The sequence below is a fragment of the Cyanobacterium sp. Dongsha4 genome, from assembly GCF_036345015.1.
Lineage (GTDB): Bacteria > Cyanobacteriota > Cyanobacteriia > Cyanobacteriales > Cyanobacteriaceae > PCC-10605.
This window is the reverse complement of the sequence record NZ_CP084098.1, coordinates 846,643-862,424: the sequence shown is the minus strand read 5'-3', so window position 1 is coordinate 862,424 and position 15,782 is coordinate 846,643. Positions and strand designations below refer to the sequence as shown.

Sequence of the window (15,782 nt, the reverse complement as noted above, 5' to 3'; positions counted from 1 at the left end):
TAACGACAGTAAACTGCCTACATAAAGAGGTTGATCCCATGAAAGAAGAACTAAACACTCTGATTAAAGCTCAATATCCTCTCATCTACTTGGTGACATCCGAGGAAGAAAGAGCTGAAAAGGCGATCGCCGATATAGTGGCAGAGTCAGACAGTAAGAATCCCCCTCGCATTTATGCTTGGACTGTTACTCGTGGTCTAGTGGAATTAGATAACCCTAGTCGTAGTTCTGTACAACACAACACCGTATCCCCTGAAGCGGCCATCGAGTGGGTTGTCAGACAGAAGGAAGCTGGAATCTATATCTTCAAAGACTTACATCCTTACTTAGAGTCTCCCCCCGTTACCCGTTGGTTAAGAGATGCGATCGCCTCTTTTAAAGGTACAGATAAGATTATCATATTAATGTCCCCTTATCAACAAACTCCTTTAGAATTGGAAAAAGACCTCGTGGTGTTAGATTTTCCCTTACCCCAAGCCAGTGAATTGGATCAGGTTTTGGAAAAAGCCCTCAAAAGAGCCAGAGGAAAGCAGTTACAGCCTGAAATTAAGGAAAGACTGCGTCGTGCCGCACTAGGTTTAACCATCGATGAAGCGGAAAAGGTATATCGTAAAGCCTTAGTCAAGGCAGGAAAATTAAGCGATGAAGAGGTTGAAATTGTCCTTTCTGAGAAAAAGCAACTAATTCGTCGTAACGGTATCCTAGACTATATCGAGGAGGATGAAACTATCAAGGGAGTAGGTGGTTTAGAAGAACTGAAACGCTGGTTAACTCAACGTTCTCAGGCTTTCACTGAAAAAGCAAGAGATTATGGACTACCTCAACCTAAAGGGATGCTGATTTTAGGCGTACCGGGGTGCGGAAAGTCACTCATTGCCAAAACTACTTCTAAACTATGGGGTTTACCCTTACTTCGCTTAGATATGGGTAGAGTCTATGATGGTTCGATGGTTGGTAAATCTGAAGCCAATTTACGCAGTGCCTTAAAAACCGCAGAATCAATTTCTCCTGCTATACTCTTTATCGATGAGTTAGACAAGGCCTTCGCAGGTAGTGCGGGTTCTGGAGATTCTGATGGAGGAACATCTAGTCGTATTTTCGGTTCATTCCTCACATGGATGCAGGAAAAACAATCCCCTGTATTCGTAATGGCAACGGCTAACCGTTTAGAAAAACTACCCGGTGAGTTTTTACGCAAAGGTCGTTTTGACGAAATCTTCTTCGTTGATTTACCTAATGCCCAAGAAAGAGAAGCGATTTTCCATATTCACCTCAAAAAACGTCGCCATGATATTGACAGATTTGATCTGGATCAATTAGCAAAGGTTTCTGACGGGTTTTCAGGGGCTGAAATAGAACAAGCGATCGTCGCCGCTATGTATGAGGCTTTTGCCCAAGAGCGAGAGTTCACACAGCTAGACATTATCGCCGCTATCAAGTCCACATTGCCCCTATCCCGCACTATGACTGAACAGGTCTCAGCACTACGAGACTGGGCAAGACAACGCGCCCGACCTGCTTCGTCCTCCATAGCGGAATATCAACGCATGGAGTTTTAACAGGCTTTCTCTGCTTCAGAGAAGGGTTAGCTTAGGCTAACAGTTTTCATCGCACATTATGTGCTTTTTACTTTTTAATTGTTTGTTGTTTTTATTAATCTTTTAGGAGGAATCCCCCATGTCTCATTTTAGCACCTTAAGAACCAAAATCACAGATGCTGAAATCTTAACTAATTCTTTAAAAGACTTAGGTATTAATGTCAAAACTGACGCTGATGTTCGTGGCTACAACAGCCAACGCATTCGTGCCGACATCGTAGCAGTATTAGATGGAGAATATGATCTCGGTTGGTCTCGTAATGCTGATGGTAGCTTTGACCTAATCGCTGATCTCTGGGGCGTTGCTAAAAAGCATAATCAAACTGAGTTAATCAATTCTATCAACCAAAAATATGCGGTTAACAAAACTTTGAGCGAAGTTAAGCAACGTGGTTTACAAAATGCTAACGTCAAGTTAGTTCTTAAATAATGTCATTTTCTGGCTAAAAGTGCGTTCCCAATTATGGGGGTTAATCAATTAATTTTGGTTAGCCCCTTTTTTGTTGTCTATTTTTCAATCTAATACCTGAGTTTACCTATAAGGGTAGATGTCAGGTTGCAGGTGTTAGGGGTAGGGGATTGGGGTATTGGGGTGTTGGGGTGTTAGGGAGAGAGAAACAAGTAATAAGAGTTCGTTGCACTCCTACAGTCCTTTCAGTTTACCTTTACCTTTGCCTCTTGCTTTTTGCCTAACTTAAGCGATAATTTTATATCGAATTCGAGTTAGTTTGAACCGTAAATATCTCTGAAAATCTATACAATATATGTGATATTCTTAGTTCTACATCGAAAATGTGGGTAATAATGAGAAAATGATAGGTAAATATCAGGATTAAGTTTATGGACAATTTACGACTTTGGCAACGTTATCAAGATTGGCTTTATTATCACCCCACTTTAGATTTATATGTTGATGTTAGTCGCATGGGTTTTGATGATAGTTTTTATGAATCTATGCTTCCTAAATTTGCTGTTGCTTTTGAATCTGTGGCAAAATTAGAACAGGGTGCGATCGCAAATCCTGATGAAAAAAGAATGGTGGGACATTATTGGCTAAGAAATACAGATATTGCACCTAATCAGGAAATTAAAAGAGAAATAGAAGATTGTCTCGTAAAAATTAAAGATTTTACCCAAAAAGTTCATTCAGGGGCGATAAAAACACCATTCGGAGAAAAGTTTACTGATTTACTCTCTATTGGTATTGGAGGCTCTGCCTTAGGTCCTCAATTCGTTTCCCAAGCCTTAGCAGATATTAATCCTCAGTTAAAGATTCACTTTATTGATAACACAGATCCAGAGGGAATCGATCGCACCTTAACACAAATTAAAGATCGTCTCAGAACAACTTTAGTATTGGTTATTAGTAAATCTGGCGGTACTCCAGAAACCCGCAACGGAATGCTAGAAGCAAAACACGCCTATGAGAAACAAGGATTAAATTTTGCTCGTCAAGCAGTTGCCATCACCATGATGGATGATAGTAGTAAACTATATCAAATCGTTCAAGAAGAAGACTGGTTAGATTGCTTTCCCATGTTTGATTGGGTAGGAGGTAGAACATCTGAACTGTCTGCTGTGGGTTTATTACCAGCCGCCTTAGAAGGTATCGATATTGATGCCATGTTAGCAGGGGCGAGGGAAATGGATATTGCTACCAGAGAAAATAATCTTAAAAATAATCCTTCTGCTTTGTTAGCACTATCATGGTACTATGCAGGAAATGGAAAGGGTGAAAAAGATATGGTTATGTTGCCTTATAAAGATAGCCTTTTGCTCTTTAGCCGTTATCTGCAACAGTTAGTAATGGAATCCCTCGGCAAAGAAAAAGACTTAGATGGTAATAGCGTTTATCAGGGTATTGCTGTTTATGGTAACAAAGGATCTACAGATCAACACGCCTATGTGCAACAATTAAGGGAAGGTATCAGCAACTTTTTTGTTACTTTTATTGAGGTTTTGAAAGATAGAGAAACTAAATCCATTGAGTTAGAGAAAAACGTCACTAGCGGTGACTATCTGTCTGGTTTCTTACAAGGTACTCGTCAAGCCCTTTATGATAATGGTAGAGATTCCATTACTGTTACGGTAAATGAAGTTACTCCTTATACTGTTGGTGCGTTAATTGCCCTTTATGAAAGAGCAGTAAGTATTTATGCTTATTTAGTTAATATTAATGCTTACCATCAACCCGGAGTAGAAGCAGGGAAAAAAGCCGCCGCATCAATTTTGGCTTTGCAAAAAGAAGTATTAGATTTGATTCAAAATAATAATCAATCTTTTACAATCCAAGAAATAGCCGATAAAATAGACAAATTACAAGATATAGAAGCTATTTATAAAATTTTACGTCATCTTTCTGCTAATAACAGAGGTATTCACCTAGAAGGCGATCGCATCTCTCCTAGTAGTTTACAAGTAAAATACATAAAATAAAGGTTTTATCGCTATCAGCTATCAGTAAACTAGGACGCATCTAAATTATCACGGGCGGTAGGCAGTGGGCAACGGGCAACAGATAAGCATCTGAATCATTTTAAAAATTAATAAAAAAGGTAAGTTTAATGTGTCCTAGCTTAATCAGTTATTGAAAAATTAAAAAAGATGGGAATAACAAAAAAGTTATTTATTAATTTAATCATTAGTTTTTGGCTTATTTTAATAGCAGTGTTTTCTATTCAAAATATAGATAAAGTAAGCCTTAAGTTTTTCATGTTTGAATCAATTTCTATTCCTATTGGGGTATTATTATCGATAATAGTAGCGACAGGATTTATTTTAGGGTCATTATTACCCGTTCTTTTTACAAATAAAAACACTAACAATAAAAGAAAAAATCTTAATAGAAGTAATAGTCAAAGAACAGAGTTTAGCAGAGATTTACAAGAAGAAAATGATCCTCTTTTTGACTGGGAATAATTACGTTCTCAGGAGATAATAGTCTTTAATACTAATAGTGATAAATTTATTATGTTGGTGAGTCATCCTCGATATTGGCTGAAAAATGCTCATATTCCCCTATGTTTAATTAAAGATAATTTACATTTATTTTCTAATACTACAAGAGAAAATTTATGTTTATGTGATGTAGAAATTAGTCAGGGTAAGATAACTCAAATTATTCCTGCTTGTGAGAATACCATTGGCATTGATTTAAAAAAAGGAATTGTTTTACCCTGTTTTGTGGATATTCACACTCACCTTGATAAAGGGCATATTTGGGAGCGAAGCCCTAATTTACAAGGAGATTTCCAAACCGCTTTAGAAACTGTGAGAGAAGACAGTCAACGATGGAATGAAGAAGATTTGTATCGGCGAATGAATTTTGGTTTACAATGTAGTTATAGTCAAGGTACGATCGCACTTCGCACTCATTTAGACTGTCACGACAATCAGGCGAATATTAGTATTAGAGTATGGCAACAATTACGACAAGAATGGCGGGAAAAAATCAGCTTACAAGCCGTATCTTTAGTGAGTTTAGATTATTTTCTTACCCCTGAAGGAGAAAAATTAGCCGATAAAATTGCAGAAATAGGAGGCGTATTGGGAGGGGTTGCCTACATGAATCCAGATATTGACGCCCAGATAGAAAGAGTATTTGAGTTAGCAAAAGAGAGAAATCTAGCCTTAGACTTTCACGCTGATGAGAATGGAGAGGTAGAGTCAATATGTTTGCAAAAAATTGCCGAAACCGCCTTAAAAACTAATTTTGACCAAGATATTCTTTGTGGTCATTGTTGTAGTTTAGCGGTTCAAAGTCCCGAAAAAGCTAATGAGATTATTAAATTAGTTAAAGAGGCAAATATTGCCATTGTGAGTCTTCCTATGTGTAATTTATATTTACAAGACAGAGAAGCGGGAAAAACACCTTTTTGGCGTGGTGTAACCAGAGTTAAGGAATTAAAACAAGCGGGGGTTAGAGTTGCTTTTGCCAGTGATAATTGTCGAGATCCTTTTTTCGCCTTTGGAGATCATGATTTATTGGAAGTGTTCAGAGAGTCAGTGCGAATTGCTCATTTAGACACCCCTTACGAAGACTGGATTGCCTCTGTTTTAGAAATTCCTGCAAATTTAATGAATTTACCTCATTTAGGGAAAATAGCCCTACAAAGCCCTGCAGATTTAATTATTTTTCCTGCCCGTTATTTTAGTGAGTTATTATCAAGGACAAGATTCAGCCAAGGATTTGGTCACGAAATGGCACAGTGCGATCCCGAAGGGATCTGCTACGCAGCACGCATCTTAATTAGGAATGGTAAAATAGAAAAAAATTCCCTGCCAAAATATATTGATTTTTGAAGTTGAGCAAGAAAAATGGCAGAATGATGAGGTAATTATTTATACTCGGTAAGGAAAATAAAACCTAATAGTAAAGAAAAAAGAAAAAGGGTTAAAAAACTCAAACTATAACCTTGTTGAGTATATTCTATTTACAAACTAATTATTGTTATCAATTTAGTAATTACCAATATGGCAACCAAAATCAAAAAAGGTACTTTCGTCAAAGTCATTAAAGAAAAACTAGAAGGTAGCTTAGAAGCAAAAGCTAGTGATATTCGTTTTCCTGCGTATATTTTTGAAAGTAAGGGAGAAATTTTAGATTTAAACGATGAATATGCTTTAGTGAGATTTTACACCCCTACTCCTAGCACATGGTTTCGTTTAGATCAACTAGAAGTTATTTCCTAAGACTAATATTGTGGATTCTCTTACTTTGAATATAATTAATTATCCCTAAAAAAAGGTATCAGGTATCAGGTTTTGGGTTGGATTAAAATTGTTAATTTATAAGAATTGCATTAATTAGTAATAAAACAACTTATTAGTTTAAGTTTAACTCAGAACTCAAAATTTACTTTGTCTTAATGTTGGCGAAAATTAATCTTGAATGAAAGTTGAAACAAAAAATAAAAAAATGTGTCTATTTTTATAGACCAAACACATATTAAGAGAAAATAGTGTTAAAAAAAATCTTCATAAACTTATTTTCCAAGCGGATTACTTTAGCTATTATTTTAATTATTTTATTTGCTTTATTGTTTCGTTTAACCAATTTAACATCAAAAATAGTTTGGCATGATGAAATTCATAGTCAATTACATATTGTTGGCTACTATTCTCAAGAATTAAAAGCACATTTTTTTAATGGCAACATTATTCACCCTCAAGATTTACTTTCATCTTTAACACTGGAGAATAATCTTCAAAATAGCACTTTTATTAACACTATAAACGGATTATTAATAGATGATCCTCATCATCCACCTTTATATTATTTATTAGCTAGATTTTGGTTATATATTTGGGGTGATAATATTATTTCTGCCAGAGTTTTATCTGTCATTAGTGGAGTTTTAATTTTACCAATTGCTTATCTTTTAAGTCAGCAAATATTTAATAACAAAAAAATTAATTTAATTTTTACTCTACTCATTGCCAATTCTCCTTTCTTTATTTTATTTTCTCAAGAAGCAAGAGAATATAGTTTGTGGACATTATTTATTCTTATTTCTTATTTATATTTATTAAAAGCATTAAAAACAACATCTGTTAAATTAGCTTATTTATATTGGGGTATTTATACATTATCCATAATCGCAGGTATTTATACATCAGCTTTAATGTTTATAGTTATTTTTTCTCAATGGATTTATTTAGTTATTTTAAATCAATGGAATAGGAGAAATGTATTTTGGTATCTTCTTTCTCTAAGCCTCTGTTTTTTCGCTTTTTTACCTTGGTTAATAGGTTTTCTTAATAATTTTCAAACTTATAAATTAGCTACGACTTGGATTTCTGAAACCCAACTTCCCCTGAATATTTATTTTCAATACTTATTTATTAATGTGGGTCGCTTATTTTTATTACTAAATGAAGTAACAAGCCTTAATTATCATCTAAATATTTATATAGTTATTGTAATCATTATTTTACTTATTAACTCAATTATTTATGTTGTCTTAAATTCAGAAAAAAATATTAAAATATTTCTCCTTTGTTTTAGTTTAACTCCTATACTAATGCTGATTATTCCCGATTTGTTACTAGGAGGAATTCGGGGAACTATATCTCGTTATTTAGTACCTAGTCAGTTAGGTTTATTATTAACTATTTCTTATTTTTTAGGGATTAATTATAAATATAAAATTGCCAAAATACTATTAGTATTCCTATTGATATTAGGATTATCTGCCAATGTTAAAAATATGTATGCAACTACAGCATGGACAAAAGATATTAACTATAATTTAACCACTGTAGCTAATATTGTTAATAATAATACTCCTTCTTTAATTATCGGGAATGACTTTGGTTATCATTTTGGTACATTTTTCGCTCTTAGCTATTTACTGAATGAAAATGTCAATTTACAACTATTTTCCCATCAAAAAGAGTTACAAAATTTTCAATATCCTGCTGATTTTAACAAAGTTTATTTTTTAAATATGCCTGATAGTTTGAAATTGGAGTTAAAATCTAACGAAAATATAGTTTTTAAAGAGTGTTTCTCCGATAGAGATTTATGGTTGTGGGAAATTAAACTTCGTGACGAAATTAAGACAGAACCTGAGTTCGATGAAAAAAGTATTAAAAAATAAAAAATTATTAAGAAAGCTATAAAAATATTGACAGGAAATATTGCCAAAATTACCGTGATAAAGTGGTGAATAAAAATTCACCAAAAACAAAAAAACAATTTAGGTAGTGAATCACAAAATATTGATAACTTAGAAAGGAGCATTAAGTGTATGGGGTTTTATCTGGATAAGGTTGTACCGTGGGGACGATCTTTTGAGGAATACGTCGCCATGTTTAATCTGAGTGACCAAGATTTAAAATGTCGTATTTTGGGTTGTGGTGATGGGCCAGCAGGATTCAATGCAGAACTAACACAACGTGGAGGAAAAGTTATCTCCATCGATCCGATTTATCACTTTTCCGTCAATCAAATCCGCCAGAGAATAAACGATACATATGATAAAATCATGGAGCAAATGCGGAATAATAAGAGTGCATATAGATGGACTTCTATCACCTCACTAGATGAGCTCAGTAGCATCCGTATGTCAGCAATGGAAACCTTTATAGCTGACTACGAGACTGGTAAAGCCGAAGCTAGATATATTGAGGGCGAATTGCCCTATCTACCTTTTGACAACAATTCCTTCGATATTGCCTTATCATCGCATTTTTTATTTCTTTATAGCTCTCATTTTTCCGAAGAATTCCATGTTCAGGCACTTTTGGAAATGTTACGGATTTCCCGCGAAGTTCGTGTATTTCCTTTACTATGTTTAGATGGTAAACCTTCACCTTATGTAAGGGAAATCATGGCGAGACTTAATGAGGGTGGGTTTCAAGCTGAAATTAGTTCTGTTTCCTATGAGTTTCAGAGAGGTGCAAATAAAATGTTAAGAGTTATGCCGGGCTAAGTGCTGGTAATTGTAAATAATAAATTAATTATTTTGCAATTCGACTTGGCTAAATGAGTTTTCAATATTAAAATTATTATGGAGGACAAAAAATGACACGCTATAACATCTCATCGGGAACACCTTGGGAATCCTTAGTTGGTTACTCCCGAGCTGTAAAAATTGGTCCATATGTTCATGTATCAGGAACGACAGCAACAACACCAGAAGGGATTACTGGTATTGATAATCCATACGAACAAACGATTCAGGCACTAAAGAACATCGAAGCGGCTCTGGAGGAAGCTGGAGCCAAGCTAACTCATGTCGTTCGTACTCGCATATATGTCACAGATATTTCTCGATGGGAAGAGGTGGGTTTAGCACATGGAAAGTTTTTTGGCGAGATTCGTCCAGCTTCTAGTATGGTAGAAGTAAGTAAGCTAATCTCTCCTGAACTGCTCGTCGAAATTGAGGCTGATGCGTACGTCAACAGATGATGATCTAACAAATCAACTTGGTAATAAAATCATGGCAAACTGACCATTGATTAGGTACAATGAGCAACAATATTTATATAGTCTGCAAAAAATCCTGACCTTGAACGCTAATAACTCCTGTTTTCCCCCATTTGATATTATTATTGTTGGTTCTGGTGCGGCTGGTTTATATGCCGCTTTATGTTTACCTTCTCATTTTCATATCGCTTTAATTACTAAGGATAAGCTCAAAAAAGGTGCAAGTAATTGGGCTCAGGGAGGTATTGCGGCGGCTATTGATTCAGATGATTCTCCTTTGTTGCATTTACAAGATACTCTTAAAGCTGGTGCTGGTTTGTGTGATGAAACTGCGGTTCAATATTTAGTGGAAAATGCGACTACATCTATTCAATCTCTAATTGCCATGGGGGTGGAATTTGATCGCACTAATGGGGGTTTAGCGATGACATTAGAAGCCGCCCACTCTTTTCCGAGGGTGCTTCATTCGGCAGATACCACAGGAAAAGCGATCGCATCTATTCTAAGACAAAAGGTACTAGAAAGTAAAAATATTCAGGTTTATGAACAAGCATACGCCCTAAGTTTGTGGATTAATCACCAAGAAAATAAATGTCAGGGATTATGTTTGTTACACCAAAATAAAATTCAATGGCTACTGGCAAAAGGAGTCATTTTAGCTACTGGGGGCGGAGGACAAGTGTTTGCACATACCACTAACCCCACCGTTAGCACAGGAGATGGAGTGGCTTTAGCGTGGCGTGGGGGGGCATTATTGAGGGATTTGGAATTTTTCCAATTTCATCCTACTGCCTTAAACGTTGTCAATGCACCTCGCTTTTTAATTAGTGAAGCAGTGAGAGGGGAAGGAGCACATTTAATTGATGAGACGGGAAGACGCTTCGCTTTTGATTATCATCCAAAAGGAGAATTAGCCCCTAGAGATGTGGTTAGTAGAGCGATTTATTCCCATTTACAGAAAACCTGCCCTAATCCTGCTCATGGTAAGGTATATTTGGATTTACGCCCCATAGACAAAAAGCGCATCGAATATCGTTTCCCGAATATTATTAATAAGTGTCAACAGTGGGGTATTGATTTGTTTAATCAACCAATACCTGTTTCTCCTGCGGCTCATTATTGGATGGGGGGAGTGGCAGTGGATGTTAATAATCAAAGCTCGATTCAAGGTTTATACGCCATTGGGGAAACTGCTAGTACAGGAGTTCACGGAGCAAATCGTTTAGCTAGTAACTCTTTATTAGAGTGTGTGGTGTTTGGGGAAAGTTTCAGAAATTTATCTGTTGATGATTTAGCCCCTACTCCTGATATTTCTTTTGATACTAAGACATTTGATCATGATTGGAGTGCAGAAATTCCTTTGATTCAATCCATTAGAAATCAATTACCAACCCTTATGTGGGAAGGGGCAGGGATTTGTCGTACTCAAAAAGGTTTAGAAGATGCGATCGCATCTTTGATAACATGGAAAGAAGAATTAGAAAATAGCTCCATCTGCCAATTAATTAGAAATATATCTCCTAACAATCATTATCAACTCACATCCGTTGAGAGTGAAAATCAGTTAAAACTAGGAGCAGAAACTTTGAATTTACTTGATATTGGCTATTTAATCTTAAAAAGTGCCAAATTTCGCATCGAAAGCAGAGGAGGCCATTATCGCCTTGATTTTCCTAACACTGATGATAGTTGGCAACATCATACTCTTGTCAAAGACAATAAATGGTTTTTAGGAGAAATCAATTAATAAGAAAAGGGAAAAGGGCAAGGGGCAAAGGTAAAAAATAGTTGATAATTAATAACTTCTAACTCTTAACCCCTAACTCCCAACTCGTTTCTCCCCAATCCCCCAACAACCTGAAACCTGACACCTTTACACCACCCAAAATTTGAAATTGAACCACAGTTAGCTATGAAGCAATCGCAATTCCCTGTTTTTTGCCCTCAGAGATATTCACCACAGGCATAATTTGTTTGTATATTTCCACATATTTTTGAGCCGATTTATCCCAACTAAAATCTTGTTTCATAGCTCTTACTTGCAGTTTTCGCCAATCTTTTTTAAAGCGATAACCTTCATAAGCACGAATTAGGGCAGTATATAAATCTAGGGCATCATATTGATCAAAACAATAACCTGTACCCTGCTCATTATGGGGATCAAAAAAAGATACCGTATCTAATAAACCTCCTGTTTTTCGCACGATAGGAATTGCACCGTAACGCATAGCTAACAGTTGACTTAAGCCACAGGGTTCAAACCGAGAAGGCATCAAAAAAGCATCAACACCACTGTATAAGCGTCTTGATAAGGCTTCGTTATGAACTATCTGCACGGAAATCCGTCCTCGATGGCGGTTAGATATATCCCATAATTTGGATTCATAGTTGCGATCGCCTGTTCCAAGTATTACCATTTGAGCATCAGTATAACCAAGGAAGCGATCTATAATCTGTAAGACTAAATCAATACCTTTTTGTTCTACTAAACGGCTCACCATACCCACAAGAAAAGTACTGCGATTAATTTCTAATCCCGATTCTTCTTGTAACTTAACTTTGTTACGGAAACGTTGATCTAAAGTTTTGATGGTAAAGTTTTGAGCAATAAATCTATCTGTAGCGGGATTATAATTGTCGATGTCAATTCCATTAACAATACCAATTAATTTATCATTAATCCATGACAATAATTCGTGTAAACCTTCTCCATACTCAGGAGTTTGAATTTGACAAGCATAGGTAGGAGAAACCGTATTAACCACATTTGCAAAATGTAAAGCGGCTGCGATCGCATTTTCCCCTCGCATATATTCAGGACACCACGTAATCTGCTGTAATAAATCTCTACCCGGACCTCGATAAGCCAAATTATGTATCGTAAAAACAGTGCTAATATCTGGAGTTTCGTGCATCCACACAGGAATCATTCCCGTATGCCAATCATGACAATGAACAATATCAGGTTTCCAATAATTCCAAGCAAACTCCGCCCCACCATTAGCAAAAAAAGTAAAACGCCAATACTCATCATGATCACCATAAATATTACGACGGGCAAAGGTTTGATGACCAAAAAGATATAAAGGAATATCCGTTTCAGGTAATAAAGTTTCATAGACAGTAAATTCCTGCCCCATCGCCTCTCCCCACCAAATTGGTTCAGCAGGAATATCTAATTTATCAGGTAAAAAACCATAGTAAGGAATAAAAATACGCACATCATGACCTTGTTTTCTCAAAATTTTGGGTAACGAACCCACTACATCACCCATACCCCCAACCTTAGCAATAGGAGCGACTTCCGCCGCCACAAATAAAATTTTCATAGTTGTTTAATTACCTGTAACTGTTTCCTTAAAATTAGATTAGGGTCATTTTGACATAATCTTGGTCAATCTTAATACCAGTAGAAAATCTTTTCTCCAACTAAGAAAATATACAGAGAATTAACTACATATTTCCACGATCAATACTATTTATTTTTTTTGAGTATTTACCCCGTAGTTTTAATTGTTACAGAATAGATAGAATCGAGATAAAGAGATATAGAAAAGGGGTGAGACCATGAAAAAACTACTTTACTTCGCCTCTAGTTTAAATTTAATGGTTGTTTTTTGGTTGACATCTGCTATTTTATCAGTTGCCCAAATACCAATAAATGCTTACTACATGGAATCGAGAATGGATGGTAGTACTTTTTACACTACGGTACAGTATATAGTTGATGTGGATACTTTCAATGATATGAATGGTGTTCGTTTGATAGTTAACCACGATCTTTTAAGAAGAAATGATGAAAACTTAAATCCTTTAATAGTTAGAGGTGTTGAACCTTCAAGTATCAGCGAAGATAATTTGATAATCAAATCCACATTCACATCATCTCCCGCTACCGAAGATTTACAACCGAATATTTACACCAATCAAGAGGATATATATGAAAATTATTTCCACTATTTTGGACTGGAATAATATTCTCTATTTCCTTACCGTCATTAATAAGGTTATTAACGAGCTTTTAGCTTATCTCACAAGTTTCTAGTGTAGGTTTTAAGTTTATAAATTACCCTTGCCCCTACCTTAACCAAAGTATAGTATAATGGACAATCTGACAATTATCTCTAATGTCTAAATTCATCTAGTCGGTAATTGCATATAGATTAACATTATAACTAACTGAATAAATATTAATATTCAAAGGGTTAAGCCAGAGCTGAATATGCCAAATCAACAACAAGAGAGACAGTTTGATTACGTTAAAATTGGGATTGCATCCCCCGAACGTATCCGACAATGGGGAGAAAGAACCCTTCCAAATGGTACAGTAGTAGGAGAAGTAACCACTCCTGAGACAATTAACTATCGTACCCTAAAACCCGAAATGGATGGTTTATTTTGTGAGAGAATTTTTGGACCTTCTAAAGATTGGGAATGTTGGTGTGGAAAATATAAAAGAGTACGTCATAGAGGGATTGTTTGTGAGCGTTGCGGTGTAGAAGTTACCGAGTCAAGAGTACGCCGTCATCGCATGGGTTATATTAAGTTAGCCGCACCTGTTACCCATGTGTGGTATTTGAAAGGTATTCCTAGTTACTTAAGCATTTTGCTGGATATGCCTTTGCGTGATGTGGAACAAGTGGTCTATTTCAATGCCCATGTAGTCTTAAATCCCGGAAATGCTAGTAATTTAAGCTATCGTCAATTACTCACTGAAGACCAGTGGATGGAAATTGAGGAACAAATTTATGCTGAAGATTCTGAGTTAGAGGGTATTGAAGTTGGCATCGGGGCAGAAGCGGTAGAAAGACTCTTACAGGATATTAACCTTGAAGAAGAAGCCGAAAAACTAAGAGAGGAAATTGTTAACAGCAAAGGGCAAAAAAGAGCAAAATTAATCAAAAGATTACGATTAATTGATAACTTTGTGGCAACTGGGGCAAAACCTGAGTGGATGGTTTTAAGTGTTATTCCCGTTATTCCCCCTGATTTACGTCCGATGGTACAGTTAGATGGTGGGCGTTTTGCTACTTCCGACTTAAATGATCTTTATCGTCGAGTAATCAACCGTAATAATCGTTTAAATCGCTTACAAGAAATTCTTGCTCCTGAAATCATCATTCGTAATGAAAAACGGATGTTACAAGAAGCGGTGGACGCTCTAATTGATAATGGTAGAAGAGGAAGAACTGTTGTCGGTGGTAATTCTCGCCCCTTAAAATCCCTTTCTGACATTATTGAAGGTAAGCAAGGTCGTTTCCGTCAAAACCTCCTCGGTAAACGTGTGGACTATTCTGGACGTTCTGTAATCGTTGTGGGTCCTAAGTTACAGATTTATCAATGTGGTTTACCCAGAGAAATGGCGATCGAACTTTTCCAACCTTTCGTCATTAACCGCTTAATTCGTCTTGGTATTGTCAATAATATCAAAGCGGCGAAAAAAATGATTCAAAAAGCAGATCCGGGTATTTGGAGGGTATTAGAGGAGGTAATTTCAGGACATCCCGTCTTGCTAAACCGTGCGCCTACACTCCACCGCTTAGGGATTCAGGCTTTTGAACCCGTGTTAGTAGAAGGAAGAGCGATTCAACTTCATCCGTTGGTATGTCCTCCCTTTAACGCTGACTTTGACGGAGACCAAATGGCGGTACACGTACCTCTCTCCATTGAAGCCCAATCAGAAGCTCGTCTGTTAATGATGGCCTGTCATAATATTCTCTCTCCTGCAACGGGTAAGCCGATTATTGCTCCTTCTCAGGATATGGTTTTAGGTTGTTACTATTTGACTGCGGAGAATCCCTACGCCACTAAAGGTAAAGATGGTTACTATGCTAACCTCGATGATGCTTTACGGGCTTATGAACAAGGTTTAGTTGATTTACACGCCTATGTTTGGGTACGCTTTGATGGAGCAGTGGAAAGCGGAAAAGGTGCGAGTGAGCTAGAAAGAGAAGAAACTCTTGCCGACGGTACAGTCTGGAAATATTATGAAGGGTTCAAAGTGAGAGAAACTGCTGATGGCGAAGTGTTAGCTCAGTATGTTTACACTACTCCCGGACGTATTATTTACAATAAAACCATTATGGATGCTTTAGAAACAGAGACAGTCCATTAATTCAATTAACAATTAACAATGGTGTAGGTGTCAGGTTTTAGGTTTCAGATAAATAAGTTTTCTCCCCACTCCCTACTCCCTACTCCCCTACTGTTAAAAACCCCGAACTCCGAACTCCGAACTCCGAACCCTGCTT

The 15,782-nt window shown here is 36.4% G+C and carries 13 protein-coding genes; 12 read left to right on the top strand and 1 reads right to left on the bottom strand.

The window, feature by feature from the left end:
- The first annotated feature begins 38 nt into the window (after positions 1-38).
- The 10 genes from Dongsha4_RS03605 (at position 39) to nadB (ending at position 11,278) form a co-directional block, all read left to right on the top strand.
- Positions 39-1,559 carry an AAA family ATPase gene (locus Dongsha4_RS03605; protein ID WP_330204383.1) on the top strand — a complete coding sequence of 507 codons (1,521 nt, stop codon included), beginning with the start codon at positions 39-41 and terminating at the stop codon, positions 1,557-1,559.
- Positions 1,560-1,677: 118 nt separating this feature from the next.
- Positions 1,678-2,028, top strand: a complete 351-nt coding sequence (locus Dongsha4_RS03600; RefSeq protein ID WP_015220787.1) for a DUF1257 domain-containing protein — start codon at positions 1,678-1,680, stop codon at positions 2,026-2,028.
- A 410-nt stretch (positions 2,029-2,438) separates the two neighbouring features.
- Positions 2,439-4,034, top strand: coding sequence for a glucose-6-phosphate isomerase (locus Dongsha4_RS03595; protein ID WP_330204382.1), 1,596 nt, complete (start codon positions 2,439-2,441; stop codon positions 4,032-4,034).
- A 168-nt stretch (positions 4,035-4,202) separates the two neighbouring features.
- The gene (locus Dongsha4_RS03590; protein ID WP_330204381.1) at positions 4,203-4,517 is read left to right on the top strand and encodes a lipopolysaccharide assembly protein LapA domain-containing protein; all 315 of its coding nucleotides are present in this window, start codon (positions 4,203-4,205) and stop codon (positions 4,515-4,517) included.
- 51 nt (positions 4,518-4,568) lie between these two features.
- On the top strand, positions 4,569-5,900 hold the full coding sequence (locus Dongsha4_RS03585; RefSeq protein ID WP_330204380.1) for a cytosine deaminase: 1,332 nt from the start codon (positions 4,569-4,571) through the stop codon (positions 5,898-5,900).
- Positions 5,901-6,071: 171 nt separating this feature from the next.
- Positions 6,072-6,290 (top strand): NAD(P)H-quinone oxidoreductase subunit O, encoded by a 219-nt coding sequence (locus tag Dongsha4_RS03580; protein WP_330204379.1) that lies wholly within the window; start codon positions 6,072-6,074, stop codon positions 6,288-6,290.
- A 269-nt stretch (positions 6,291-6,559) separates the two neighbouring features.
- On the top strand, positions 6,560-8,200 hold the full coding sequence (locus Dongsha4_RS03575) for a glycosyltransferase family 39 protein (RefSeq protein WP_330204378.1): 1,641 nt from the start codon (positions 6,560-6,562) through the stop codon (positions 8,198-8,200).
- A gap of 150 nt (positions 8,201-8,350) precedes the next feature.
- Positions 8,351-9,034 carry a class I SAM-dependent methyltransferase gene (locus Dongsha4_RS03570; protein WP_330204377.1) on the top strand — a complete coding sequence of 228 codons (684 nt, stop codon included), beginning with the start codon at positions 8,351-8,353 and terminating at the stop codon, positions 9,032-9,034.
- 92 nt (positions 9,035-9,126) lie between these two features.
- Positions 9,127-9,513: a RidA family protein gene (locus Dongsha4_RS03565; protein WP_330204376.1), complete on the top strand. Its 387-nt coding sequence runs from the start codon at positions 9,127-9,129 to the stop codon at positions 9,511-9,513.
- 100 nt (positions 9,514-9,613) lie between these two features.
- Positions 9,614-11,278, top strand: a complete 1,665-nt coding sequence (gene nadB / locus Dongsha4_RS03560) for an L-aspartate oxidase (RefSeq protein ID WP_330204375.1) — start codon at positions 9,614-9,616, stop codon at positions 11,276-11,278.
- Between the two features lie 163 nt (positions 11,279-11,441).
- Here nadB and glgA read toward each other — a convergent pair whose 3' ends face one another.
- Entirely contained in the window at positions 11,442-12,860 is a 1,419-nt protein-coding gene (gene glgA / locus Dongsha4_RS03555; RefSeq protein WP_330204374.1) for a glycogen synthase GlgA, read from the bottom strand.
- A 238-nt stretch (positions 12,861-13,098) separates the two neighbouring features.
- On the opposite strand from glgA, the gene Dongsha4_RS03550 reads away from it, so the two are divergent.
- Both Dongsha4_RS03550 and Dongsha4_RS03545 read left to right on the top strand, forming a co-directional pair.
- A complete protein-coding gene (locus Dongsha4_RS03550) occupies positions 13,099-13,506 on the top strand; it encodes a hypothetical protein (RefSeq protein ID WP_330204373.1) in 408 nt (135 codons plus the stop codon).
- Between the two features lie 247 nt (positions 13,507-13,753).
- A complete protein-coding gene (locus Dongsha4_RS03545; protein WP_330204372.1) occupies positions 13,754-15,646 on the top strand; it encodes a DNA-directed RNA polymerase subunit gamma in 1,893 nt (630 codons plus the stop codon).
- Positions 15,647-15,782: the final 136 nt, after the last annotated feature.

Bases quoted from the DNA above. Each gene is read 5' to 3' on its own strand.
- Dongsha4_RS03570 (WP_330204377.1), top strand. From the start codon at position 8,351: ATGGGGTTTTATCTGGATAAGGTTGTACCGTGGGGACGATCTTTTGAG.
- Dongsha4_RS03550 (WP_330204373.1), top strand. From the start codon at position 13,099: ATGAAAAAACTACTTTACTTCGCCTCTAGTTTAAATTTAATGGTTGTT.
- Dongsha4_RS03605 (WP_330204383.1), top strand. From the start codon at position 39: ATGAAAGAAGAACTAAACACTCTGATTAAAGCTCAATATCCTCTCATC.
- Dongsha4_RS03595 (WP_330204382.1), top strand. From the start codon at position 2,439: ATGGACAATTTACGACTTTGGCAACGTTATCAAGATTGGCTTTATTAT.
- Dongsha4_RS03545 (WP_330204372.1), top strand. From the start codon at position 13,754: ATGCCAAATCAACAACAAGAGAGACAGTTTGATTACGTTAAAATTGGG.
- Dongsha4_RS03580 (WP_330204379.1), top strand. From the start codon at position 6,072: ATGGCAACCAAAATCAAAAAAGGTACTTTCGTCAAAGTCATTAAAGAA.
- Dongsha4_RS03565 (WP_330204376.1), top strand. From the start codon at position 9,127: ATGACACGCTATAACATCTCATCGGGAACACCTTGGGAATCCTTAGTT.
- Dongsha4_RS03600 (WP_015220787.1), top strand. From the start codon at position 1,678: ATGTCTCATTTTAGCACCTTAAGAACCAAAATCACAGATGCTGAAATC.
- glgA (WP_330204374.1), bottom strand. From the start codon at position 12,860: ATGAAAATTTTATTTGTGGCGGCGGAAGTCGCTCCTATTGCTAAGGTT.
- Dongsha4_RS03585 (WP_330204380.1), top strand. From the start codon at position 4,569: ATGTTGGTGAGTCATCCTCGATATTGGCTGAAAAATGCTCATATTCCC.
- Dongsha4_RS03590 (WP_330204381.1), top strand. From the start codon at position 4,203: ATGGGAATAACAAAAAAGTTATTTATTAATTTAATCATTAGTTTTTGG.